Raw genomic sequence first — 24,363 nt, forward strand, 5'->3', positions numbered from 1 at the left:
CAGAGTTTATAGGGCAAGAACCCATCGTTCCACCAAAAAACCGGCCAGCGTTGCAGGTACCTCAGGTGCGCAGGGGTTTGATTGCCACCGTGCGATCCGGCACAAAGTCGCCCACTTGCGCCAATACCGCAGGCCGGGCGTTCCAATAAGGCATCAGCACCAGCGAGGAAAACAGGGCAGCGCCGGCGAACACGATAAACACCGTCACCGTGTCGAAGTAGCCCGGCAGCAGGCCACCGAGGATCGCGCCCACCGAGCCGCAACCATTGACGAAGCCCGCCGCCGTTGCGCCGGCCTTGGCGGTACCGAAGTCAATGGCCGCCGTGCTGCTGATCATCGAGTCCGGCCCGTACAGGGTCAGACCCATGACAAACAGCAAAGCCATCACCAACATCACACTGCCGGTATGCAACGCCCCCATAAACAGCGCCAGGGACACGGTCAGCGCCAACAAACTGAGAACACAGGCCGGCATGCGCCGGGCGCCGAACAGTTTGTCGGACGCCAGGCCAATCATGATCGGCCCCAACAACCCCGCCAGCTCGAACGCCGTGGGCACAATGGCCGCGCCGACCTTGCCCACCGAGGGCATCTGCTCATAGACAATCACCGGGCCCCACAACAGGATCGCGTAACGCGCCGGTTTCAACAGGAAGTACGCCAGGCCCAGGGTCAGCACCGTGCGGTTGCGCAAGATCTCGCGCAACGGCTCAAGGATGCTGATTTTTTTCGCCGCCGCCTGCTCTTCGGCGCTCATTGCCGGCTCGGGCTCCACTTCTGGCAGGCCGACGTCCTGTGGCGTGTTGCGCTGGAAAATAAAGAACAGCACCGCCACCACCGCCACCACCGCGGCACTGGAGATAAATGCCGCGTGCCAACTGCCAATCAGGGTGTAGGCCCACCAGCCGGCAAAGGGCGAGGCTACCAGCCCGCCAAACGCGTAACACGAGCTCCATAAGCCCAGCACACGCCCGCGCTGTTGCGCCGGGAAGAAACTACCAAGGTTCTTGCACAGCCCCGACCAGCCGGTGGATTGCGCCAACCCCTGGATCAACATGCACGTGACAAAGATCGGCAAGGTGGCAAACGTGCCCATGACCAGCGCGGCAGCCGCTGAAATCACCAGCCCGCCCAACACCACCACCCGTGGCCCGAAACGGTCGGCGAGCATGCCCCAGGTGAACTGGCCGACGGCATAGGCCGCCAGGTACAGGCCATCCAGGTTGGCCATCATCATCTTGTCCAGCGGGAAACTCGGGTCGTCAACGATCCCTAACTTGGCCACGGAAAATGCTTTGCGGGTGAAATAGAAAGCGGCATATGCCAGCCAGGTGATGGCGAAAATCTGCACGCGCCAACGCTTGATGCTACCCATAGGGATATTCATGGTGGTTCTGACCTCAGGTGTGAGTGTGCCGGCAGAATCGAGAAGCAATTGCCTGTGTTTTTATTGTTTTGCACTGCAGTACTGGGTGGCAGAGCACCGGGTACTGGTCAGATGAGTCCTGCAAGGTTGCACGCAAGGGCTCATGATCGCCGAAGTTGTAGGACTCAACCTACGGCGACTGAGGGCTATCAAAGCAATGGCTGACTAATAGGTAAAATCGATTTATCGTATTTCAAATATAAGCTCAGCTTGTAAGAGGTCGCGCCATGTCGGTTTCCCACGCCCAACTCAAAGCCTTCCATGCCGTGGCTGTCCATGGCAGTTTCACGTTGGCGGCCGAACGGTTGTTCCTCACCCAGCCGGCCATTTCCGACCAAGTGCGCAAGCTTGAAGAGCGTTTTGGCGTGCTGCTGTTCCATCGCAACAAACGCTCGGTGCGCCTGACCGACCTCGGCGAGCGCCTGCTGAGTATCACCCAGCGCCTGTTTGTCATCGCCGCCGAAGCCCAGGAGCTGCTGCAAGACTCCAAGGCCCTGCAAACCGGCAGCCTGACCCTGGCGGTGGACGCCCCGGTGCATGTGCTGCCGCAAATCGCCCGGTTTTGCGAACGTTATCCGGGAATCACCGTGAAAATCGAGACCGGCAACACCGATGATGCGCTGTACCGCCTGTATAACTATCAGGCCGACCTGGCGTTGGTGGGGCGTGACGTCGACGATGAGCGCCTGCTTTCGATCCCCTTGCGTGATGACCCGATGCTGGCGTTCGTCGCCCGCAACCACCCGTGGGCCGGGCGCGAGTCCATCGAGCTGGCGGATCTGGACGACACCCCCCTGGTCCTGCGGGAAACCGGCTCGGTGACCCGTCAGACCCTGGAGCGCGAGATGCACCAGGCCGGGCTGCGCATCCGCCCGGCGATCCAGGTGGAGGGCCGCGAAGCCGCGCGTGAGGCCGTGGTGGTGGGGATTGGCGTGGGCGTGGTGTCGGCGTCGGAGTTCGGCGCCGATTCACGGGTGTATGCCATGCCCATCCGCGACTGCACCCAGCGCATGAAGGAAACACTGGTGTGCCTCAAGGAACAGAGTTCGCGGCGGGTAGTGGCGACCTTTCTGGAGATTGTCCGCGAAAGCCTGCGCGAAGATCAGCCTGAAGCCAACTCGAAGAACGCCTGAATCAAGCGCAATTCCCGGCGCCGCTCCATGCAGCCGAGCATATGTTGGTTCAGCAGCCCGTCGCCACGGATAGGAATCGCATGCACCCGCGGATCGCGGCTGACTTCCACCGACGACACCACGCCCACCCCCAACTCGGCCGCCACCGCTTCCGTCACCGCTTCGCGGCTGTCCAGTTCCAGCAACACCCTGGGCTGCACGCTGGCCTTGGCACAGGCGTCGTCGAAGGTGCGGCGGGTAATGGAACTGGGCTCGCGCAGTACCATGATCACCTGGTCCAACTGCTCCAGACGGATACCCGCCGGGTCCGCCAGCCACGGATGGCCAGCCGGTACCAAGGCGCAGATACGGGATTCGCTCAAGGGTTGCAGGTGCACGCCCTTGCGCGGCTCGACTTCGGTCAACACGGCCACATCCGCATGCTCGGACAGCAGCGCCGCCAGGGTTTCCTGGGCATTGCCCAGGCGCAGGTTGACGGTAATCCCCGGGTAACGGGCACGCAGCTTGGCCAGCATCGGCATGACCATATGCGGGCCATCCGCCGCCACTTCCAGGCGCCCGGTGAGCAATTGGCGGTTGGCTTCGAGCAGGGTCTGCGCTTCATCCACCAGGCCGAAGATACTGCGGGTAATGGCCGCCAGCTTGATGCCCTCCTCCGTCAACTCGACGCGCCGCGCGGTACGCCGCAGCAGGGTGATCTGGTAGTGCTCTTCCAGCGCCTTGATATGCCCGGTCACGGCTGGCTGGCTGATAAACAGGCGTGCGGCGGCACGGGTAAAACTGCCGTCCCGGGCCACGGCGTCAAATGCACGGAGTTGGAAAAGATTCATAGCTATCGGCCTCACTGATGGCTGGCATAACAACAAACAATTTGATTGATGACAAGCCAAACTGCAATTTATGTCCCGTAGCTTCATCCCACTGCTTTGCGAGGACATGAGAATGAGTACTGCCGCGCCGATCCTGCTCACACCTGGGCCCCTGACCACCTCCGCCCGCACCCGCCAGGCGATGATGGTTGACTGGGGTTCGTGGGATGACCGCTTCAACCAACTGACCGCCAGCCTCTGCGAGCAACTGCTGGCGATCATCAACGGTGGCGACAGCCATCACTGCGTGCCCTTGCAGGGCAGCGGCACGTTCGCCGTCGAAGCGGCCATCGGCACCCTGGTACCCCGCGATGGCAAGGTACTGGTGCTGATCAACGGCGCGTACGGCAAGCGCCTGGCGAAGATCTGCGAAGTGCTGGGCCGCCCGTTCAGCACCTTCGAAACCGCCGAAGACCAGCCCACCACCGCCGCCGATGTCGACCGGCTGTTGCAGGCTGACAGCAGCATCACCCATATCGCGCTGATCCACTGCGAAACCAGCACCGGCATCCTCAACCCGCTGCCGGAGATCGCCCAGGTCATCCAGCGCCACGGCAAGCACCTGATCATCGACGCCATGAGCTCCTTTGGCGCGCTGCCCATCGACGCCGCCCAGGTGCCGTTCGATGCACTGATCGCCGCCTCCGGCAAATGCCTGGAAGGCGTGCCAGGCATGGGTTTTGTGTTTGCGAAAAAAGAGGCCCTGGCCGCGGCCCAGGGCAACAGCCACTCCCTGGCCATGGATTTGTTCGACCAGCACGCCTACATGGCCAAGACCGGGCAATGGCGCTTTACCCCGCCGACCCACGTGGTGGCCGCCCTGCATGAAGCGCTGCTGCAATACAACGAAGAAGGCGGCTTGCCGGCGCGCCATCAGCGCTATGCCGCCAACTGCCAGACGCTGCTGGATGGCATGGCCGACCTGGGCCTGCGCAGCTTCCTGCCGAGCGCGATCCAGGCGCCGATCATCGTCACCTTCCATGCGCCGAACGATCCGCGCTACCAGTTCAAAGACTTCTACGAGCGGGTCAAGGCCAAGGGTTTCATTCTGTATCCGGGCAAATTGACCCAAGTGGAGACCTTCCGCGTCGGCTGCATCGGCCATGTCAACCAGGCCGAGATGCAAGCGGCGGTGGCGGCGATTGCCCAGGCGCTGCAAGAGATGGAAGTACTCGAAATCTGATTCCCTCGACGATGGGGCCTTCACGGCCGCCATCGCCGGCAAGCCGACTCCTACCCCTTACTGACAGGATTTAAACCATGAACTATCAGAACCCCAACACCCTGCAGGCCGCCATTCTTGACTGGGCCGGCACCGTGGTCGACTTCGGCTCCTTCGCGCCTACGCAGATTTTTGTCGAAGCGTTTGCCGAGTTCGACGTGCAGGTCTCCATCGAAGAAGCCCGTGGCCCGATGGGCATGGGCAAGTGGGACCACATCCGCACCCTGTGCGATCAGCCGCAAGTCGCCGAGCGCTACCGCAAGGCCTTCGGCCGCACGCCGACCGACGATGACGTGACCGCCATCTACGAGCGCTTCATGCCGTTGCAGATCGAGAAGATCGCCGAACACTCGGCGCTGATTCCCGGCGCCCTGGAGACCATTGCCGCGCTGCGTGCGCAAGGGATCAAGATCGGCTCCTGCTCCGGCTACCCCAAGCAAGTGATGGACAAAGTGGTCGAGTTGGCCGCCACCAACGGCTACATCGCCGACCACGTCGTGGCCACCGACGAAGTACCCAATGGCCGCCCATGGCCGGCCCAGGCCCTGGCCAACGTGATCGCCCTGGGCATCGATGACGTGGCGGCCTGCGTGAAGATCGACGACACCGTGCCGGGCATCCTCGAAGGCCGCCGCGCCGGGATGTGGACCGTGGCGCTGACCTGCTCAGGCAACGCCCTGGGCCTGACCTACGAGCAGTTCCGCGCCCTGGACCCGGCGACCCTGGCCAGTGAACGCCAGCGCATCGAAACGCTGTTTGCCGGCTCGCGCCCGCACTACCTGATCGACACCATCACCGACCTGCCCGGCGTGATCGCCGACATCAATCAGCGCCTGGCCCGAGGTGAAATGCCGCAAAGCGCCTGATCGACGTCAATACATCGCCCCTCACTCGGGCAAACCTTGCATAACAGGTTTAGGCTAAAGGGACTTCGTCGCCAAAGAACGGAGGTTTGCCCCTGATGAGTGAGGAAATACGCGATGCCGTGGAAAAACAGCGAGTCCCGTTACAGTACGATGTCCATCGCCTTGCACTGGCTGATGCTAGTGCTGCTGGTGCTGGTCTACACCACCATTGAGTTTCGCGGGATTTTCCCCAAGGGTAGCGGCGGCCGCACCCTGATCAAGGAAATGCACTTCATGTTCGGCCTGACCGTATTCGTACTGGTCTGGCTGCGCCTGTTTGCCCGCAGCCTTGGCGTGGCGCCGAAGATTTTACCCGCGCCGCCGCAATGGCAAGCCCTGCTGGCGACGCTGATGCATGTGGCGCTGTATGTGTTCATGATCGGCATGCCGATCTTTGGCTGGCTGATCGTCAGTGCCGAAGGGCATTCGGTGTGGTTCTACGGGATCGAGTTGCCACCGCTGATTGGTGAGAACAAGGACCTGGCCAAGCAGATCGAAGGCTGGCATGTGTTGGGCGGCACCCTCGGTTATTGGCTGATCGGCCTGCATGCCGCGGCGGGTCTGTACCACCACTACTTCATGCGGGATAACACCGTGTTGCGCATGTTGCCCAAGCGTTAACCCACAAAACCCCGGCGGCCTTGCAGGCCACCGGTGTGCACAAAAATCAGGCGAGTGCCGGGGGCAAAGCGCCCGGCCTCGATCTGTTGTTTGAGCGCCAGCAGCGCCTTGCCGGTGTAAAGCGGTTCCAACGGCAGGCCGCTGGCCCGCTCGGTGGCCTGGATAAACTCAAGCAATAACGGATCGACCTTTGCAAAGCCGCCACGGCTGGCATCCAGCAACTCATACCCGCCCTGCACGATAGCCTGCACGTTCTGCGCAACGCCGTGGTCATCCGGCACCGCCAGGGCCCCGTACACAAGATGGGCACCCGCCTCCGCCAGCACCAGGCCCGCCAGGGTGGTACCGGTACCGGCTGCCAGCCACCAGGCGTGGTAATCGGCCCAGCCCAGGGTGTGCAACTGCCTGCGCACCTGCTCGACCAACACGCCACAGCCCAACGCCCCTGTCATTGCGCCGCCGCCCTCGGGCACGGGATGCAAATCCGGGTATCGCTCGCGCCAAGGCAACCAGAAGTCCGGCCCATGGCGCGCGCGGTAACCGCCATAGCCCAGCCAGTGCAGTTGCATGCCGAAAGCTTGCAGGTCGAGGACGGTTGGGGTGTCTTGTGGGTGCCCACGCAGCAGGCCGACGGTGGCAAAACCGAAGCGTTTGCCGGCCGCCGCCAGGGCATGCAGATGATTGGAGTAGGCGCCACCCAGACTGATGATACCGCTGGCCCCCGCCTGTTGCGCCTCGGCCAGGTGCCCGGTGAGTTTGAACCACTTGTTGCCGCTGATCAGCGGGTCGATGCGGTCCAGGCGCAACACGGCCACCTCGACCCCGTTCAGCCACTCCAGTTGCAAAGGTTCAAGGGGCGCATGGGGAAGCCAGTCGAAAGGACCCATCAGTGCATGTCTGCATGAAAAAAGGGGCGGTAGTCTAACACCGCCCCTCGTGTCGCCTTACAGCTCGGCGGCGAGGCGCGAGCCCTGGTTGATGGCGCGCTTGGCGTCCAACTCGGCAGCCACGTCGGCCCCCCCGATCAGGTGCACGTTCTGGCCAGCGGCGACCAGGCCGTCCTGCAACTCGCGCAACGGGTCTTGGCCGGCGCAGATGACGATATTGTCCACCGCCAGCACCTGGGGCTCGCCCTCGGCGCCGATCCGGATGTGCAGGCCGGCGTCGTCGATCTTCAGGTACTCGACGCTATTGAGCATCTGCACTTTTTTGTTCTTCAGGCCGGTACGGTGGATCCAGCCGGTGGTCTTGCCCAGGCCGTCGCCAACCTTGGAAGCCTTGCGCTGCAGCAAGTACACCTCACGCGCCGGGGCATGGGGCTGGGCCTTGATCCCGGCCACGCCACCGCGCGCCTGCAGGAGGGTGTCGATGCCCCATTCCTTCCAGAACGCTTCACGGTCCAGGCTGGTGGACACGCCCTGGTGCACAAGGAACTCCGACACGTCAAAGCCGATACCACCGGCGCCGATCACCGCAACGCGCTTGCCCACCGGTTTGCGCTGCAGAAGCACGTCCAGGTAGCTGAGCACCTTGGGGTTTTCCACGCCAGGAATCGCCGGGGTACGCGGCGCGATACCGGTGGCGAGAATGATCTCGTCATAACCGCCGGCCACCAGTTGCGCTACATCGACCCGGGTGTTGAGGCACAGTTCGACATGGGTGGTCTGCAGCTTGCGCTTGAAGTAACGCAGGGTTTCAAAAAATTCTTCCTTGCCCGGCACGCGCTTGGCCACGTTGAACTGGCCACCGATCTCGCTGGCCGAGTCGAACAGGGTCACCTGATGGCCGCGCTCCGCCGCCACGGTGGCAGCAGCCAGGCCGGCTGGGCCGGCACCGACCACGGCGATTTTCTTGATCTGCTTGACCGGCAGGTAATTGAGCTCGGTCTCGTAGCAGGCGCGCGGGTTGACCAGGCAGGTGGTCAATTTGCCACCGAAGGTGTGGTCCAGGCAGGCCTGGTTGCAGCCGATGCAGGTATTGATCTCGTCGGCCCGGCCAGCGGCGGCCTTGTTGACGAACTCCGGGTCGGCGAGGAACGGCCGCGCCATGGACACCATGTCGGCATCGCCCTCGGCGAGGATCTGCTCGGCCACTTCCGGGGTGTTGATACGGTTGGTGGTGATCAACGGGATCTGCACCGCGCCACGCAGCTTGGCCGTGACTTTACTGAACGCGCCGCGCGGCACCTTGGTGGCGATGGTCGGGATGCGTGCTTCATGCCAGCCGATACCGGTATTGATAATCGTCGCGCCCGCCTGCTCGATGGCTTTGGCCAACTGCACGATTTCTTCCCAGGTGCTGCCGCCTTCCACCAGGTCGAGCATCGACAGGCGGAAGATGATGATGAAATTCGGCCCGACGGCTTCGCGCACCCGGCGCACGATTTCCACCGGCAAACGCATACGGTTTTCGTAGGCGCCACCCCAGCGATCGGTGCGATGGTTGGTGTGGGCGGCGAGGAATTGGTTAATGAAATAACCTTCGGAACCCATGATTTCGACGCCGTCGTACTTAGCGACCTGGGCCAGCAGAGAGCAGGTGACAAAGTCGCTGATCTGCTTCTCGATGCCTTCCTCGTCCAGCTCCTTGGGCTTGAACGGGTTGATCGGCGCCTGGATCGCACTCGGCGCAACCTGCTTGGGGCTGTAGGCATAACGCCCGGCGTGAAGGATCTGCATGCAGATCTTGCCGCCCGCCTCGTGCACGGCCTGGGTGACGATCTTGTGCTTGAGCGCTTCGGCTTCAGTGGTCAGCTTGGCTGCCCCGGAATACACCCCGCCTTCATCGTTCGGGCCAATACCGCCGGTGACCATCAGGCCGACGCCGCCACGGGCACGCTCGGCGAAATACGCGGCCATGCGCTCGAAGCCGCCGGGCTTTTCTTCAAGGCCGGTGTGCATCGACCCCATCAGGGTACGGTTGCGCAAGGTGGTAAAACCCAGGTCCAACGGGGCCAGCAGGTGCGGGTAGGCAGCAGCGGTCATGGTACAGCTCCACAACGGATCATCACGGGACGTGGCAGGCTCGAATGGCCGGCCATCGGTTTATGTCCCACAGACTAAGAGCCCCGCCCTTAGCGCTCAATGACTGAAACTGACAACTTATTGATCCAAATGTGCAGCGCCCCTTGGCAAGCGGGACGACGGGCCCTACCCTAGGGGCGAACCCTGCACACGGCCTGTTGTCTGTTCCCCCATGCGTAAATTACTTGCTTTGACCCTGACCATGGCCCTGGTCGCCGCCGTTTCCGCCTATCTGGTCTGGACCCAGGAGCGCCCCGTGGGGCATTACCTGTCGGACCTGCGGATCAACCTGGCGGTGAACGAGGGCACTCCCGCCGATCACGGCAACCTGCTGGGCATCCAGCCGGAGCTGTTCCCCGCCGACTACCAGAGCCTGGAACGCCTGCACCTGAAGCTCTCGGCCTACCTGCGCAATGCCCGGGACATGGGCCTGATCAACGACAAAACCATCGTGGTCCTGCCGGAGCACGTCGGCACCTGGTTGATGGTCAGTGGCGAAAAAAACCAGCTGTATCAGGCCACCAGCCTGAAAGAGGCGATGAACTGGCTGTCGGCAAGCAATCCGTTGCTGTTCCTGCGCGCACTGATCAGTGCCCAGGGCGATAACCGCCTGGACGATGCCTACCTGCGCATGAAGGCGCCGGCCATGGCCCGTGATTACCAGGTGCTGTTTGGCGGCCTGGCCAAAGAGTTCGGAGTGACCCTGGTGGCCGGCTCCATCGCCCTGCCCAACCCGAGCGTCAGCCAGGGCCAATTGCAGGTCGGTCATGGCGCGCTGTACAACACCAGCCTGGTGTTCGACCGCGATGGCTTGCCGTTGGGCCAACCCCAGCGCCAGCTCTACCCGATCTTCAATGAGCGCGGCTTTATCGCCCCGGGCGACGAAAACGCGATCAGCGTGATCGACACTCCGGCCGGGCGCCTGGGCATCCTGATCGGCAGCGACAGCTGGTACCCCGACAACTACCGCAAGCTCAACGAACAAGGTGCGCAATTGGTGGCCGTGCCGGCACTGGTGATTGGCCGCGACACCTGGGACAAGCCATGGCGCGGCTTCAAGAGCGTGTCCACGCCCCCGGAAGTCAGCCTCAAGCCCGAAGAGCTCAGTGAAGGCGAAGCCTGGCATCGTCTGAGCCTGATCAGCCAGCCTCCCATCAGCCTCGCGGGTGCGGGCATGAGCGTATTCATGCGCGGGCAATTCTGGGACCAGGGAACCAGCGGCCAGAGCTTTCTCAGTGCCCAGGGCCAAGTCTTCGCCGACAGCAACGCGCGTGGTGCGCGCCTGCTGAACGTGTGGCTGTAAGCCCATGAAACCGGCACCGATGCGCCTCGGGGACTTATCGGTGGGCATCGTGCATACCCTGGCCGACGCCATCCTCAGCCATGGCCTGGACCCGCAGCCGCTGCTGTTGCAGTACGGCCTCGACCCGGCGCGCTTGAGTGAGCCCGGTGCGCGCCTGTCGATCCCACGCTATATGCGCCTGGGCCATGCAGCCATCCAACTGACCGGCGACCCCAGCCTGGGCCTGCGCATGGGCCAGTTGAGCCGCATGAATCAACTTGGCCTGGCCGGCGTCACCGCCGCCCAGGCGCCCAACGTGCGCGAAGCCGCGCGCACCCTGACGCGCTTCGAGGCCCTGTACGGCGCCAACTACCGTGGCCAGTCGAGCTTTCATGAAGACGCCCAGGGTGCCTGGCTGCGTTTCTATTCCATCAGCCCCTACAACGCCTATAACCGCTTCGTGGTGGACTCGATTCTGGCCGGTTGGCTGCAGCAGATGGCGACCTTGTGCCAGCAGCCTGTATTGGCCGAGCGGATCGAAATCGAATTCGCCGCGCCGGACTACAGCGCGAGCTACACCGTGCTGGGAGATTGCCCGATCCAGTTCGGCGCCGAACTCAATCAACTGCGCCTGAGCCAGCACAGCCTTGGCCTGCGCAACCCGCAGCACTGCCCCAGTACCTGGCACTTGCTGCTGCAACTGTGTGAACGGGAATTGGAACAACTGACCCGCACCCGCAGCCTGCGCGAGCGCATCACACGTTTACTGGGGCCGATGCTCAATGGCGGCCGGGAACCCGACCTGGAAGAAGTGGCGGCACGCCTGAAACTGCCGACCTGGACCTTGCGCCGCAAACTGGCCGAGGAAGGCACGCAGTTTCGCGCCATTCTCAACGACACCCGTCGCGACCTGGCCATGACCTACATTCGCGATACCGAACTGGCGTTCGGGGAAATTGCCTACTTGCTCGGTTTCGCCTCAGCGGAAGCCTTTCAACGGGCCTTCAAGCGCTGGAACAGCCAGACCCCAGGGGAATTTCGCCGCAGTCAGCGGCATTCCGCCTGACGCCTGCCTACAGCTCGGTGGCGTCGTCGGCCGGGTGCGAAGGGTCCAGTTCAAAGGCCTGGTATTCCAGCAGCTCTTCTTGATAATCGTCCATCGTCGACTCCTTGTTTAATCAAAGCAGGTGACTCAAGTGACCTGCATCACCAGCGTAAAGTGCCGTCATGACGAAAAAAAGACAGGGGCATGACGTTCCTGCGCTTGAAGATTAAACGCAGCAGCCAGGCGCGGATTTAACCGAGCGATTTAAATGCAACTGCAATCATTGCAATTGCAATTATATGTCAACTTCCAGTAGGGTGATGCGCTCCATTGCCATGGGACGTGACTCATGACTGCCAGCACTGCGCAATCCGCACGAATCTGCATCGACACCCTCAACGATCAACAACCACCCCGCAGCTCGCCCCTGTATACAGTGATGGCCATGGCCAACACCCTGGAGTTTCACCCGGCGACACGCCGGCAAGCCTGGGTCATTCGCGGCCAATCCCACTCCAGGCGCATTACCGCCTGGCCCACCTGGTTTGCGCGTAATACCGGGGAAAAACCACTGCTGTACCTGCATAACGCCACTTCATCGGCGCAGTTGCGTGCCCTCTGCCAGGGCACCGATCAACGCGGGATTCTGTGCAACGACATCCACACCCGCCCCGCCTCCGGGCGCCACGGCGCGCACCCTTCACTTGCGCTATGGCTGGCCAGCAACCCGCAGTGCACCCCATACGATCCAGCCTCCGGCGACGAAACCCGAGCGATTGTGCTGGCGGGTTTGCACGCGCTGTATGTCGACGGCAGGCCCGGATTTTACTACCTGGCCCTGCATGACCAGGACGACGGACCTGGACTGGCGCCACAGCACCGACAGGATGCAATCAAGGGGATGTATCGGATCGGGCGCGAGCCACCCGGCGAATTGCACGTGCGCTTGCTGGGGGCTGGCCGCGCACTTGAAGAAGTCCTGCATGCAGCGAGGCTGCTGGAGACCGACTGGAACGTATCGGCGCAGTTATGGAGCTGCCCCAGCTACACCCGGCTGGCGCGGGAAGCACGCGCCGCCGAGCGCTGGAACCGCCTACACCCTCTGGCCGAAAAGCGTAGCTGCCACTTGCGCGATTGCCTGGCGGCCCACCACAGCCCGGTGATCGCTGTCACCGGCTATCCGCAATCCATCGTCGACCCGTTGGCGGCCCATGTGGATGCACGGTTTGTCGCGCTGGGGGCCGGCTCAGTCCAACCGACGGCACCTGACCGCTACTGGATTGCCGTGCTGGCCCTGAAGGCGCTGGCAGACGAGGGACGGATCGAGGTGCGACAAGTGGAGCGCGCGCTGCAACAGTACGCCCTCAAATGAGCAAGAGCATGCCCTTGCCTATGGTGTTTCAGGCCTGCGCCGTCCGCGGGTCTGCACACTGGCCTGCATCGCCAGCCCGGCCGTGCGCTCCAGCGCATCGGCAAAGCCCTGGCGTTGCTCGGCGTCGAGTTGCGAGAGGAACAGTTCATCCACAGTACTTTCGTAGATGCCCCACATCTTTTTACGCAACACCCGGCCCTCATCGGTGATCGAGGCAAACGCGGCGCGCCCGTCACCTTCGCAGCGCGAGCGCACCACCAGGCCGTCCTTTTCCAGGCGGTCCACCAATCGCGTCAGGTTGTAGCGCTCGATCGCCAGCACATCGGCCAATTCATGCATGCGCCGAGTGCCATCAGGACCGCTTTCCAGGCCCCACAGGGCATCGTACCAGGCGTATGGCGGCAGGTCGGCCAAGGCCAGGCGCCGTTCGATTTCACGGATGACTGTCCTGTGGGCCCTGACAAAACGGAACCAGACATCAGGCTCTTTCGACGACATGCAACACCATCCGGGGAATTCGAGAAGGTTGCAATGGTAGCGCATCCCGCGCTAAATTCAGGCATGTAGTTGCAATTGCAATTACTTTTGCAGCGTGCCGAATCACCTTCCCACAAGGAAACCGCACGCTGGTATCCGCACACCTGGAGCCTCACATGAACGCGAACAACGCAGTAAGACTCGACGACGATCCACAGGAAACCCGCGAATGGCTGGAGTCCATCGAATCGGTGCTGTCCACCGAAGGTCGCCCCCGCGCCCATTACCTGATCGATCAGTTGCTGGATTTCGACGTAGCGCGACATGGCGACTTCCATGGGCGGGTCACCACCCCCTACGTCAACACCATCGCGGTGGACCGGCAACTGCCCTACCCCGGCAACCTGGCAATCGAACGCCGGCTCAATGCGTTTATCCGCTGGAACGCCATGGCCATGGTCTTGCGCGCCGGTAAACACTCGGGCGTGGGCGGGCATATCGCCACCTATGCGTCGGCCGCGGTACTCTACGACGTAGGCTTTGACCATTTCTTCCGTGGTCGAACCGAGACCTTTGCCGGCGACCTGGTGTATATCCAGGGGCACTCCTCGCCAGGCATCTACGGGCGCGCCTACCTCGAAGGGCGCATCGACGAAGCACAACTCGATAACTTCCGCCGCGAGGCCGGCGGCCAGGGTCTGTCGTCCTATCCCCACCCCCGCCTCATGCCGGACTTCTGGCAGTTTCCTACCGTGTCCATGGGCCTGGGGCCGATCACTGCGGCCTACCAGGCGCGATTCATGCGCTATCTGGACCTGCGCGCCCTCAAGCCTGAGGCGGGGCGCAAAGTTTGGGCGTTCCTGGGGGATGGCGAGATGGACCAGCCGGAATCCCTGGCGGCGATCTCCCTGGCGGGGCGCGAGAAACTCGATAACCTGATCTTCGTGGTCAACTGCAACCTGCAACGCCTCGACGGCCCGGTACGGGGCAACGCCAAAGTCATCCAGGAATTCGAAAGCCTGTATCGCGCTGCCGGCTGGAACGTGATCAAAGTCATCTGGGGTAGTGGCTGGGATGCCCTGCTGGCCAAGGACCGCAGCGGCCTGCTGCGCCAACGCATGATGGAATGTGTGGATGGCGACTATCAGAACTACAAGTCGCAAAACGGCGCCTACGTGCGCGAACACTTCTTCGGCAAATACCCGGAGTTGCTGGCACTGGTGGAGGATCTTTCCGACGACGATATCTGGAAGCTCTCACGGGGCGGCCATGACCCCGACAAGGTCTACAACGCTTATGCCGCCGCAGTCCGCCATACCGGGCAACCTACGGTGATCCTGGCGAAAACCGTCAAGGGTTTTGGCATGGGCGAGGCAGGCGAAGGCCAGAACATCAATCACCAACTCAAGAAAATGGGCGCCGAGGCCGTCAAGGCGTTCCGCGACCGGTTCGGCCTGGAGGTGGCTGACGACCAACTGGCTGAAATCCCCTATCTCAAGCCCGCTGCCGACAGCGAAGAAGGCCGCTACTTTGCCGCGCGGCGCCAGGCCCTGGGCGGTTATATTCCTGCCCGGCACAGTTCGGTACCGGCCCTGCAAGTGCCGCCGCTCGAAGCGTTTGCCACCCAACTCAAAGACACTGGCGAGCGTGCCATTTCCACTACCATGGCCTTCGTGCGCATCCTCGGCACCCTGCTGAAAGACCCGCACATCGGCAAGTTGATCGTGCCGATTGTGCCGGACGAATCGCGCACCTTTGGCATGGAAAGCCTGTTCCGCCAGATCGGTATTCATTCTGCCGTGGGCCAGCTCTATACCCCGCAGGACGCCGGGCAACTGAGCTACTACAAAGAGAGCAAAGACGGGCAGATCCTACAGGAGGGCCTGAATGAGTCCGGCGCGTTTTCTTCGTGGATCGCTGCCAGCACGTCCTACGCCAACCACGGCCTGATGACGCTGCCCTTCTATATTTTCTACTCGATGTTCGGTTTCCAGCGTGTCGGCGACCTGGCCTGGGCCGCAGGCGATGCGCGGGCCCGTGGCTTCCTGCTGGGGGCCACCGCCGGGCGCACCACACTGATGGGCGAAGGCTTACAGCACGATGATGGGCATAGCCATGTGCTGGCCTCGGTGGTTCCTTGCTGCGTGTCCTACGACCCAACCTTTGCCTACGAGCTTGCGGTAATCATCCGCGAGGGCATGCGGCGCATGTACGTCGAACAGGAGGACATTTACTACTACATCACCCTGCTCAATGAAAACTACCCGCACCCGGCCATGCCCGAAGGTGTCGAGGATGGAATTCTCAAGGGCATGTATCGACTGAAGGCGGGCCAGCAAGCCCAGGTGCAACTGATGGGCAGTGGCTCGATCCTGCGCGAAGTGATCGCCGCCGCAGATTTGCTGCGCGAGGACTTTGCCGTGGACAGTGACGTCTGGAGTGTTACCAGCCTCACTGAACTGCGCCGCGAGGGCCTTGGGGTGGAGCGCTGGAACCTCTTGCACCCCGAGGACGAGCCACGCACCAGCTACGTGGAGCAATGCCTGGCGGACCACCCGGGGCCGGTGGTGATAGCCACCGACTACATGAAGATCTTCGCCGATCAGATTCGCCCATTCGTCACAGGCAGGCGCTTTGTCGCGCTGGGCACTGACGGTTTTGGCCAGTCCGATACCCGTGAAGCGCTGCGCGAGTTCTTCGAGGTGGACCGCCATTTCATCGTCTTGGCGACATTGAAGGCCCTGGCTGATGACGGCCTGATCAGCCGTACCAAAGTCGGCGAGGCGATCAGCCGCTACGGGATCGACGTCGATAAAGCCGACCCGACCGGCGTCTAGTTACTGCCCGTTGGCCGGCAGCGGCGGGATGGTCTCTGTCGGTGGCGGCAGCACAGGCGCAGTCGGCGCTGGCACTTCTGCCGGTACTGCCTCTGGCGCAATCGGCGTGGCTTCCACCGGTGGTGCAAGCGGCTCCGAGACGGGCGGTGCGACAGGCATGGTCGGCGCTTCCTGAGGCGCTTGCACCTTGTCCACCACCGGCGCGGGCTTGGGCTCCGGCACGCCGAGATCGGCCTTGGGCGCTTCGGGAATGTGTTCGGCGGCCTTCACTTCCTGAGGCAGGAACACGTCCACCAAGGCAAAGTAGCGGTCATAGAATTTGGGTGAGGTGACGGTCTCGCTGGCCACCTTGACCATCGAGTCGTCGGTGGAGCCAATCGGCATCGACACCGAACCCAGCACGCCCACCCCCAGGCTGGCGGAGTTGTTGACCTTCTTCAGCGCGTAGCGATCCTGCAGGGCGTTGGCAAACATCGTCGCATGATGCTCGCCGCTGCCATCTTCGGCACACACCACGTTGAAGCTGATCTGCAGATGGGTCTCGCCGGTCTGCTGGAAACTTTTGTTACCACTCACCAGCTTCGGGTCGCTGCTGGTGATGATGTAGCCCTGGCTGAGCAACGCCCGGCGTGCCGCTTCGCAGGCCGCGACATCGCTGACCGGGTAATTGCGCGAAAACGTACCGGAATCGTCGAAATTCTCATGTTCGTAGATAGCGGTCTTGGGCGACGAGCAGCCCGTGGCGCCTGCCAGCACCAGCGCGAGCGCAAGGCCACGCAAGTGAAATGAAGTCGACATTGATCATCCTGAGGAAAACGGTCAGGGCGGTATTGTGCAACAGATCACCGGGTGCGCGCGCGGATTCCTGTCGGTAAAACGTCACTGGCCGGCTCGACGCGCGGTGCAGGAAAAAGCCTGGCGCTCATATGATCGATAAACACCCGCAGTTTGGCCGAGGCATGTCGGCTCGACGGCCAGAGCATCCAGAAGCTGCCACTGTGCTCCAGGTAATCGTCCAGCACCCGCTGCAGGCGGCCCTGCTCGACGGATTCGCGGACCATGAAGTCCGGCAGGCAGGCAATCCCCAGGCCTTCGTGCACTGCGTGCTTTAGCGACTCGATGGTAGTGCTGACCAACGGTGCACGCAGCACCGGCTCGGGTTCGCCGGGTAAATGGCGCAGGGGCCAGCTCTCCAGCTTGCCGGTGGCGCAGAACTTGTGACGCAGGCAGGCATGATGGTTGAGGTCCGCAGGACAGGCCGGTACGCCGTGTAGGGCGAAATACTGCGGTGCTCCCACCAGCACCAACCGATAGTGCCCCAGCAGCCGCGCCGACAGCCGCGAGTCCTCGGGCTTGCCGGTGCGCACCACAGCGTCGAAGCCTTCCTCGATCACATCCACCATGCGGTCGGAAAAATCCACGTCCAGCTCAATCTCTGGATAGGCCCGCATAAACTCGGTCAGCACCGGCATCAACAGGCCCCTGACCTGGGGCAAACTGATGCGCAATTTGCCTCGGGGGGTGGTCGCTGCTTCAGTCAACTCCTGCTCGGCCGCTTCAACCTCGGCCAGGATCCGCCGTGAACGCTCGAGAAACAGCGCGCCCTCGGCCGTCAGCGTGATACTGCGGGTACTGCGATGGAACAGCCTCACCCCCAGACGCTGCTCCATGCGCGCAATGCTTTTGCCCACAGCCGAGGACGACACCCCCAGCAGCCGACCGGCCTGGGTAAAGCTGCGGGTCTCCGCGACCTGCACAAACACCGACATACTGCCCAGACTGTCCATTGTCACTTCCTGCGAATTACGGATATAAACGTCCGATAAGTTCGGAACCTTAGCCCATTTTTCCAAGTGGTTCAGCCCCCTACTCTGCCCCGATGTCCTGATGCCTTGAATACGGAGCCGAGCCACATGAATGACTGCAGTACACCGCAATGCCTGCCCAGCCAGCGCGAACGCCTGCCCATGGCGGGCTTGCTGGCGCTGGCCACCGCCGGCTTCATCACCATCCTCACCGAGGCGATGCCCGCAGGTCTGCTGCCCCAGATGAGCGCCGGCCTCGGGGTGAGCGAGGCGCTGGTCGGCCAGTTCGTCACGCTGTATGCCCTCGGCTCGTTGCTGGCCGCCATCCCCCTGACCATCGCCACCCGTGGCTGGCGCCGCCGCCCCTTGCTGATGCTAGCCATTGGTGGCTTCGCGCTAGTCAACAGTGTCACGGCACTATCAAGCGTGTATTGGCTGACCCTGGTCGCACGGCTGTTGGCCGGGGTGTTCGCGGGCTTGCTCTGGGCACTGCTGGCAGGATACGCCAGCCGCATGGTGGCCCCGCACCTACAGGGCCGGGCGATTGCCGTGGCAATGCTGGGCGCGCCCCTGGCGTTATCCCTTGGAGTACCTGCCGGCACGTTTCTGGGCACTGCAGTGGGTTGGCGCTTGAGCTTTGCGATCATGACCGGACTGACGGTGCTGCTACTGGCGTGGGTGCGCTGGCAGGTGCCGGACTTTGCCGGGCAACGTGCGCAACAGCGCCTGGGCTTGCGCCAGGTCCTGCGTTTGCCGGGGGTGCGTCCGGTGCTGTGGGTGACCTTTACCTACGTGCTGGCGCACAACATTCTGTACACCTATATCGCGCCGTTCCTGGTGCCCGCAGGGCTTAGCGCCGACATCGACCGGGTGTTGCTGGTATTTGGCCTGGCCGCGCTGATGGGAATCTGGATCGTCGGCCTGTTGATTGACCGCCTGCTGCAGGTCTTGCTGGTGATCAGTTGCACGCTGTTTGCCGCTGCGGCATTGGCCCTGGGGCTGTGGATCGCCTCTACCGAGGTCGTCTACCTGTCAGTCGCCATCTGGGGCCTGGCATTTGGCGGCTTGCCCGCCTTGCTGCAAACCGCGCTGGCCAAATCGGCCGGTGACTCGGCGGATGCAGCCCAGTCGATGCTGGTGACGGTGTGGAACCTGGGGATTGCCAGCGGTGGGCTGCTGGGCGGCATACTGCTTCAGGGATGGGGCGTCATGTGGTTTCCCTGGGTCGTTGCCGCCTTGGCTACGCTGGCATTGATCACCACCCTACAGCCTCGCCGCACCTGACAAACAGGCAAAAAAAGACCCCGGTTTCAGGCCGGGGTCTTTTTTTGAGACGCTATCACAGCATCAGAAGCGCTTGATGTCAGCCTTGGCTTCCAGTTCCTTGCGGAACGCAGCGAAGTCTTGCTGGCCGACGCGCGAAGCGAGGAAGCGACGATACTGCTCCTTCTCCTCTTCGGTTGGCGCAGCCCCTTCGGTGACGCTGTTCAAGCGCACGATCATCAAGCTGCCATCACGCAGGGTCACGTCAGCAAAGGTCGGCTTGTCTTTAGCAACAGGCTTGGCCATGCGGAACAGTGCCTGCAGTACGGCAGGCTCAACGCCTTCCTGGCCACGGGTGGCCGCTTCAGTGACTTTCCAGGCCTGACCATCAACCGGCTTGTCCAACGCCAGCTTGCCATCGCGCAGGTTGGCGATCAGCTCGTCAGCGTGAGCCTTCGCCGCAGCGCTTGCACGCTCCTTGGTCATCTGGGCACGGATGGCGGTCGCCACACTTTCCAGCGGCAATTGCTCCGGCTTGCGGTGCTCCTTGGCGCGCAGGACTACGATGGTTTCCGGATCCAGTTCGATGGCGGTGCTGTTGGCACCCTCATCCAGCACTTCAGGGCTGAAAGCTGCCTGGATCACGGCACGGTTGGCCGTGATGCCTTCGCCACCTTCACGGCCAAACGGCGCCGAGGTGTGCACGGTCAGTTTCAGGTCCGAAGCTGGCTGGGCCAGGTCGGAGGCTTCGAATGCCGCGTCTTCCAGTTGCTTGGTCGCCTCGACGAAGCGCTGCTCCACTTGCTGGGTCTTCAGCTCGCGGGTCAGCTTGTCTTTCAGGCTGGCGAACGATGGCACTTCTGGCGCTTCAACACCCAGCAGCTTGATCAGGTGCCAGCCGAAGCTGGAACGTACCGGTGCCGAGACCTGGTCCTGGTTCAAGCCGTACAGGGCGCTTTCGAACTCAGGATCGTAGACGCCAGGGCCTGCAAAACCCAGGTCGCCGCCGTTGTTGGCCGAGCCCGGATCCTGAGAGAACTCCTTGGCCAGGGCCTCGAAGCTTTCGCCCTTGGCCAGGCGTGCCTGGACTTCGTCGATCTTGGCCTTGGCCTGGGCCTCGGTCACCTTGTCGTTGACTTCGATCAGAATGTGCGCGGCACGACGCTGTTCAGCGAGGTTGGCGGTTTCTTTCTCGTACAGGGCCTGCAGCTCATCGTCGTTGACCGTTACCTGGTCGAAGAACGAAGCCTTCTTCAGCTCCAGGTAGTCGATGACGACCTGGTCCGGGGTCATGAACTCCTTGGCGTGCTGGTCGTAATAAGCCTTGACCTCGTCGTCAGTGAGTTTCACTGCGGCCGGGTCGGCCTTGACGCTGACGGTGGCGAAATCACGGGTCTGTTTTTCCAGGCGCGCAAAGTTCAGGACTTCCTGATCGGTGACAAAACCGCTGCCGGCAATGCCTGCACGCAGTTGGCCGATCAGCATTTCCTGGGTCAGCATCTGACGGAATTGCATACGGCTGTAGCCCAGTTGACGGATCACCTGGTCAAAGCGTTCAGCGCTGAACTTGCCGTCTTCCTGGAACTCCGGGGTCTGCAGGATCACTTGGTCCAGTGCAGCTTCCGAGAAGGAGAACTTCGAATCCGCCGCGCCTTGCAGCAGCAGCTTGCGCTCGATCAGGCCCTTGAGGGCCGCTTCGCGCAGCATTTTTTCATCCAGCAAGGACGCATCGAAGTCCTTGCCCAGTTGTTGCATCAGCTGCCGACGTTGCATGTCGACGGCCTGGCTCAGCTCGTTTTGACTGATTTCTTCACCGTTGACCTTGGCCGCGTCCTGGCTGTTGGTCGTGGCCTGGAAAATGGCCTCGATACCGGTGAAAGCCATCAATACAACGATGAGGCCGATAATGGTCTTGGCAATCCAGCCTTGTGAATTGTCCCTGATATTCTGCAGCATGCGTCCCCCAGAAACGGTTGAACTTCAAAATTAGGCAACCGTGGAGCGTGGGTAGAATCCGGATAGAAGAAAGGCGCATCCGAGGATGCGCCTTCTCGTAACTGGCGGAACGGACGGGTATTGAACCCGCCCCCCGGCGTAGCGACCCGATGGATACTCGGGTCAGTTGCCGCTCCGCTGCCAGGCCAGACCAGCGTCCAGCCCGGATAGGCAAAGGCTTGAACGAAGCTTAGTTAACGGCTTCTTTCAGGGCTTTACCGGCTTTGAAACCTGGTTTCTTGGCAGCAGCGATTTGCAGTGCTTTGCCAGTCTGTGGGTTACGGCCAGTGCGAGCTGGGCGATCGGTCACAGAAAAAGTACCGAAACCTACCAGTACCACGGAGTCGCCGGCCTTGAGAGCGCCAGTGACGGATTCGATTACTGCGTCCAGCGCACGGCCAGCAGCGGCTTTCGGGATATCAGCAGATGCGGCGATAGCATCAATCAGTTCCGACTTGTTCACTCTAAGTCCCCTTATATCTATTGAGTATGATTCTAAGTTTTTTGGTGAAAGCAAAAACCAGTGCTGAATGGCCTACAGACACTTAAGAGCCGCTTTATAACAAGGGCTCTAAAAAGCTGTCAAGGAAGCCACCAGGCTTAAACGTATTAATGCGTGCTAATTCTTTCCTTAGAGTCAGTCTCGCGTTTTTCGTCCTTCGCGACTATCTCCGGAGCCACATCTGGCAAGGGCTCCGGCGCGTATTGCAGCGCAATTTGCAGGACCTCGTCAATCCATTTAACCGGTTTAATCTGCAGATCCTGCTTAATGTTGTCAGGAATTTCCTTCAAGTCGCGAACATTCTCTTCCGGAATGATCACCGTCTTGATGCCACCACGGTGGGCCGCCAGCAACTTTTCCTTCAGGCCACCAATGGCCAATACCTGGCCGCGCAGGGTGATTTCCCCGGTCATGGCGACATCGGCGCGCACCGGGATGCCGGTCAGGGCCGATACCAGGGCCGTACACATGCCTACGCCAGCGCTGGGGCCGTCTTTGGGGGTAGCCCCTTCCGGCATGTGGATGTGGGTGTCGTGCTTCTCGTGGAAGTCCAGGGGGATCCCCAGGCTGCGTGCGCGGCTGCGCACCACGGTCTGCGCGGCAGTGATGGATTCGACCATCACATCACCCAGGGAACCGGTCTTGATCAATTGACCTTTGCCAGGGATAACCGCCGCTTCGATGGTCAGCAATTCGCCGCCCACCTGGGTCCACGCCAGGCCAGTCACCTGCCCTACCTGATCCTGCTGCTCGGCCAGGCCGTAGCGGAATTTACGCACGCCCAGGAAGTGTTCCAGAGCATCGGCGGTGACCTTCACAGAGAAGCGTTTTTCCAGGGCGTGTTCCTTGACCGCCTTACGGCAGATCTTCGCCAACTGGCGCTCAAGGCCCCGTACACCGGCCTCGCGGGTGTAGTAACGAATGATGTCGCGGATCGACTCGACGTCGAATTCGATCTCGCCCTTCTTCAGGCCATTGGCCGAAATCTGCTTGGGCGCGAGGTATTTGACGGCGATATTGATCTTCTCGTCTTCGGTGTAACCCGGCAGACGAATCACTTCCATCCGGTCCAGCAACGCCGGCGGGATGTTCATGGAGTTGGAGGTGCACAGGAACATTACGTCGGACAGGTCGTAGTCGACTTCCAGGTAATGGTCGTTGAAATTGTGGTTCTGCTCGGGGTCGAGCACTTCGAGCAAGGCCGATGCCGGATCGCCCCGCATGTCGCTGCCCATTTTGTCGATTTCATCGAGCAGGAACAGTGGGTTGCGTACGCCAACCTTTGTCATCTTTTGAATCAATCTTCCCGGCATCGAACCGATGTAAGTCCGGCGATGACCGCGAATTTCCGCTTCATCACGCACACCACCGAGGGCCATGCGCACGAATTTGCGGTTGGTGGCATTGGCGATCGACTCGGCCAGGGAGGTTTTACCCACGCCAGGAGGACCGACCAGGCACAATACCGGGCCACGAATCTTCTTCACACGCTTTTGCACGGCGAGGTATTCGAGGATGCGTTCCTTGACCTCTTCGAGGCCATAGTGGTCGGCGTCGAGGATATCTTCGGCACGCGCCAGGTCCAGGCGTACCTTGGTCTGGGCCTTCCACGGCACCTGCACCAGCCAGTCGATGTAGGAACGAACCACGGTGGCTTCGGCGGACATCGGCGACATTTGCTTGAGTTTGTTCAACTCGGCGGTGGCTTTGGTCAGCGCGTCTTTAGGCAAGCCAGCGGCGTCGATGCGCTTTTTCAGCTCTTCGATCTCGTTGTGGCCTTCTTCGCCGTCGCCGAGCTCTTTCTGAATGGCCTTCATCTGCTCATTCAGGTAGTACTCGCGCTGGCTGCGCTCCATCTGCTTCTTCACGCGACCGCGAATGCGTTTCTCAACCTGCAGCAGGTCGATCTCGGCATCCAGCAGGGCCAAGACGTGCTCGACCCGGGTCGACAGGTCGATGATTTCGAGGATGTCCTGCTTCTGCTCGATCTTCAGCGCCATGTGCGCGGCCATGGTGTCGACCAGGCGGCTTGGCTCATCAATGCTGTTGAGGGAGGACAGGACCTCAGCCGGGACTTTTTTGCCCAGTTGCACGTATTGCTCGAACTGGGACAGCAGGCTGCGTACAAAAACTTCGGATTCACGCTCAGGCGCATCGACTTCGTCGATCAACGCCACTTCTGCACGCAGGTGGCCATCCACCTCCATGAAGCGCTCGACCGCACCGCGCTGCTCGCCCTCGACCAGCACCTTGACGGTGCCATCTGGCAGCTTGAGCAATTGCAGAACGGTAGCAATAGTGCCGACGCGATACAGGGCTTCTTCGCCTGGATCGTCGTCAGCCGGATTTCTCTGGGCCAACAGCAGGATCTGCTTGTCGCCCGTCATCGCGGCCTCGAGGGCTTCGATAGACTTCTCGCGCCCCACGAACAGCGGGATAACCATGTGCGGATACACAACCACATCACGCAATGGCAGGAGAGGCAATTCAATGGTTGTCTTCATGATTTCGCCTCTATGACAGATGAAAGTAAGCTTGAAACCAAGATGGGGGCTGCGTGTAAAAAAAACAAGCTCAATGCTGGCA

The 24,363-nt window shown here is 61.8% G+C and carries 19 protein-coding genes; 9 read left to right on the forward strand and 10 right to left on the reverse strand.

Going from position 1 to position 24,363, the window contains the following annotated elements:
- Nucleotides 1-61 precede the first annotated feature (61 nt).
- A complete protein-coding gene (locus JFT44_RS19085) occupies nucleotides 62-1,387 on the reverse strand; it encodes an MFS transporter (protein ID WP_057441526.1) in 1,326 nt (441 codons plus the stop codon).
- 266 nt (nucleotides 1,388-1,653) lie between these two features.
- On the opposite strand from JFT44_RS19085, the gene JFT44_RS19090 reads away from it, so the two are divergent.
- On the forward strand, nucleotides 1,654-2,559 hold the full coding sequence (locus JFT44_RS19090; RefSeq protein WP_057441524.1) for a LysR substrate-binding domain-containing protein: 906 nt from the start codon (nucleotides 1,654-1,656) through the stop codon (nucleotides 2,557-2,559).
- On the opposite strand, the gene JFT44_RS19095 is transcribed toward JFT44_RS19090, so the two are convergent.
- Nucleotides 2,529-3,389 carry a LysR substrate-binding domain-containing protein gene (locus tag JFT44_RS19095; protein WP_057960052.1) on the reverse strand — a complete coding sequence of 287 codons (861 nt, stop codon included), beginning with the start codon at nucleotides 3,387-3,389 and terminating at the stop codon, nucleotides 2,529-2,531. The genes JFT44_RS19090 and JFT44_RS19095 overlap by 31 nt on opposite strands.
- Nucleotides 3,390-3,501: 112 nt before the next feature.
- On the opposite strand from JFT44_RS19095, the gene JFT44_RS19100 reads away from it, so the two are divergent.
- The 3 genes from JFT44_RS19100 (at nucleotide 3,502) to JFT44_RS19110 (ending at nucleotide 6,176) form a co-directional block, all read left to right on the forward strand.
- Nucleotides 3,502-4,611 (forward strand): 2-aminoethylphosphonate--pyruvate transaminase, encoded by a 1,110-nt coding sequence (locus JFT44_RS19100; protein WP_057444272.1) that lies wholly within the window; start codon nucleotides 3,502-3,504, stop codon nucleotides 4,609-4,611.
- Between the two features lie 77 nt (nucleotides 4,612-4,688).
- A complete protein-coding gene (gene phnX, locus JFT44_RS19105) occupies nucleotides 4,689-5,516 on the forward strand; it encodes a phosphonoacetaldehyde hydrolase (protein WP_057441522.1) in 828 nt (275 codons plus the stop codon).
- Between the two features lie 114 nt (nucleotides 5,517-5,630).
- Nucleotides 5,631-6,176: a cytochrome b gene (locus JFT44_RS19110; RefSeq protein ID WP_057960053.1), complete on the forward strand. Its 546-nt coding sequence runs from the start codon at nucleotides 5,631-5,633 to the stop codon at nucleotides 6,174-6,176.
- Here JFT44_RS19110 and JFT44_RS19115 read toward each other — a convergent pair.
- Nucleotides 6,173-7,063, reverse strand: a complete 891-nt coding sequence (locus JFT44_RS19115; protein ID WP_057960054.1) for a 1-aminocyclopropane-1-carboxylate deaminase/D-cysteine desulfhydrase — start codon at nucleotides 7,061-7,063, stop codon at nucleotides 6,173-6,175. The genes JFT44_RS19110 and JFT44_RS19115 overlap by 4 nt on opposite strands.
- Before the next feature lie 57 nt (nucleotides 7,064-7,120).
- Nucleotides 7,121-9,160: an NADPH-dependent 2,4-dienoyl-CoA reductase gene (locus tag JFT44_RS19120; protein ID WP_198792511.1), complete on the reverse strand. Its 2,040-nt coding sequence runs from the start codon at nucleotides 9,158-9,160 to the stop codon at nucleotides 7,121-7,123.
- 211 nt (nucleotides 9,161-9,371) lie between these two features.
- Between JFT44_RS19120 and JFT44_RS19125 the strand changes: the two genes are divergently transcribed.
- The 3 genes from JFT44_RS19125 (at nucleotide 9,372) to JFT44_RS19135 (ending at nucleotide 12,898) form a co-directional block, all read left to right on the forward strand.
- A complete protein-coding gene (locus JFT44_RS19125) occupies nucleotides 9,372-10,502 on the forward strand; it encodes a carbon-nitrogen hydrolase family protein (RefSeq protein WP_057960056.1) in 1,131 nt (376 codons plus the stop codon).
- Nucleotides 10,503-10,506: 4 nt separating this feature from the next.
- Nucleotides 10,507-11,547, forward strand: coding sequence for an AraC family transcriptional regulator (locus JFT44_RS19130; RefSeq protein WP_057441512.1), 1,041 nt, complete (start codon nucleotides 10,507-10,509; stop codon nucleotides 11,545-11,547).
- Between the two features lie 328 nt (nucleotides 11,548-11,875).
- Nucleotides 11,876-12,898, forward strand: a complete 1,023-nt coding sequence (locus tag JFT44_RS19135) for a hypothetical protein (protein WP_057960057.1) — start codon at nucleotides 11,876-11,878, stop codon at nucleotides 12,896-12,898.
- 18 nt (nucleotides 12,899-12,916) lie between these two features.
- On the opposite strand, the gene JFT44_RS19140 is transcribed toward JFT44_RS19135, so the two are convergent.
- Entirely contained in the window at nucleotides 12,917-13,396 is a 480-nt protein-coding gene (locus tag JFT44_RS19140; protein ID WP_057441509.1) for a MarR family winged helix-turn-helix transcriptional regulator, read from the reverse strand.
- A gap of 155 nt (nucleotides 13,397-13,551) precedes the next feature.
- Here JFT44_RS19140 and aceE point away from each other — a divergent pair, with 155 nt between their 5' ends.
- Nucleotides 13,552-16,212, forward strand: coding sequence for a pyruvate dehydrogenase (acetyl-transferring), homodimeric type (gene aceE / locus JFT44_RS19145; RefSeq protein ID WP_198792514.1), 2,661 nt, complete (start codon nucleotides 13,552-13,554; stop codon nucleotides 16,210-16,212).
- Here the strand turns inward: aceE and JFT44_RS19150 are convergent, their stop codons facing one another.
- Nucleotides 16,213-17,010, reverse strand: coding sequence for a DUF2242 domain-containing protein (locus tag JFT44_RS19150; RefSeq protein ID WP_057960059.1), 798 nt, complete (start codon nucleotides 17,008-17,010; stop codon nucleotides 16,213-16,215).
- Nucleotides 17,011-17,054: 44 nt separating this feature from the next.
- A complete protein-coding gene (locus tag JFT44_RS19155) occupies nucleotides 17,055-17,999 on the reverse strand; it encodes a LysR family transcriptional regulator (protein ID WP_198792515.1) in 945 nt (314 codons plus the stop codon).
- 126 nt (nucleotides 18,000-18,125) lie between these two features.
- Between JFT44_RS19155 and JFT44_RS19160 the strand changes: the two genes are divergently transcribed.
- On the forward strand, nucleotides 18,126-19,301 hold the full coding sequence (locus JFT44_RS19160; RefSeq protein ID WP_198831035.1) for an MFS transporter: 1,176 nt from the start codon (nucleotides 18,126-18,128) through the stop codon (nucleotides 19,299-19,301).
- Between the two features lie 63 nt (nucleotides 19,302-19,364).
- On the opposite strand, the gene JFT44_RS19165 is transcribed toward JFT44_RS19160, so the two are convergent.
- From JFT44_RS19165 to lon, 3 genes are all read right to left on the reverse strand, one after another.
- Complete coding sequence (locus JFT44_RS19165) at nucleotides 19,365-21,236, reverse strand: SurA N-terminal domain-containing protein (RefSeq protein WP_115128511.1); 1,872 nt, start codon at nucleotides 21,234-21,236, stop codon at nucleotides 19,365-19,367.
- A 229-nt stretch (nucleotides 21,237-21,465) separates the two neighbouring features.
- Nucleotides 21,466-21,738 (reverse strand): HU family DNA-binding protein, encoded by a 273-nt coding sequence (locus tag JFT44_RS19170; RefSeq protein WP_003174819.1) that lies wholly within the window; start codon nucleotides 21,736-21,738, stop codon nucleotides 21,466-21,468.
- A gap of 146 nt (nucleotides 21,739-21,884) precedes the next feature.
- Complete coding sequence (lon, locus tag JFT44_RS19175; protein WP_169990353.1) at nucleotides 21,885-24,281, reverse strand: endopeptidase La; 2,397 nt, start codon at nucleotides 24,279-24,281, stop codon at nucleotides 21,885-21,887.
- Nucleotides 24,282-24,363: the final 82 nt, after the last annotated feature.

The sequence above is a fragment of the Pseudomonas sp. MF5691 genome, assembly GCF_016405645.1.
Classification (GTDB): Bacteria; Pseudomonadota; Gammaproteobacteria; order Pseudomonadales; family Pseudomonadaceae; genus Aquipseudomonas; species Aquipseudomonas shahriarae.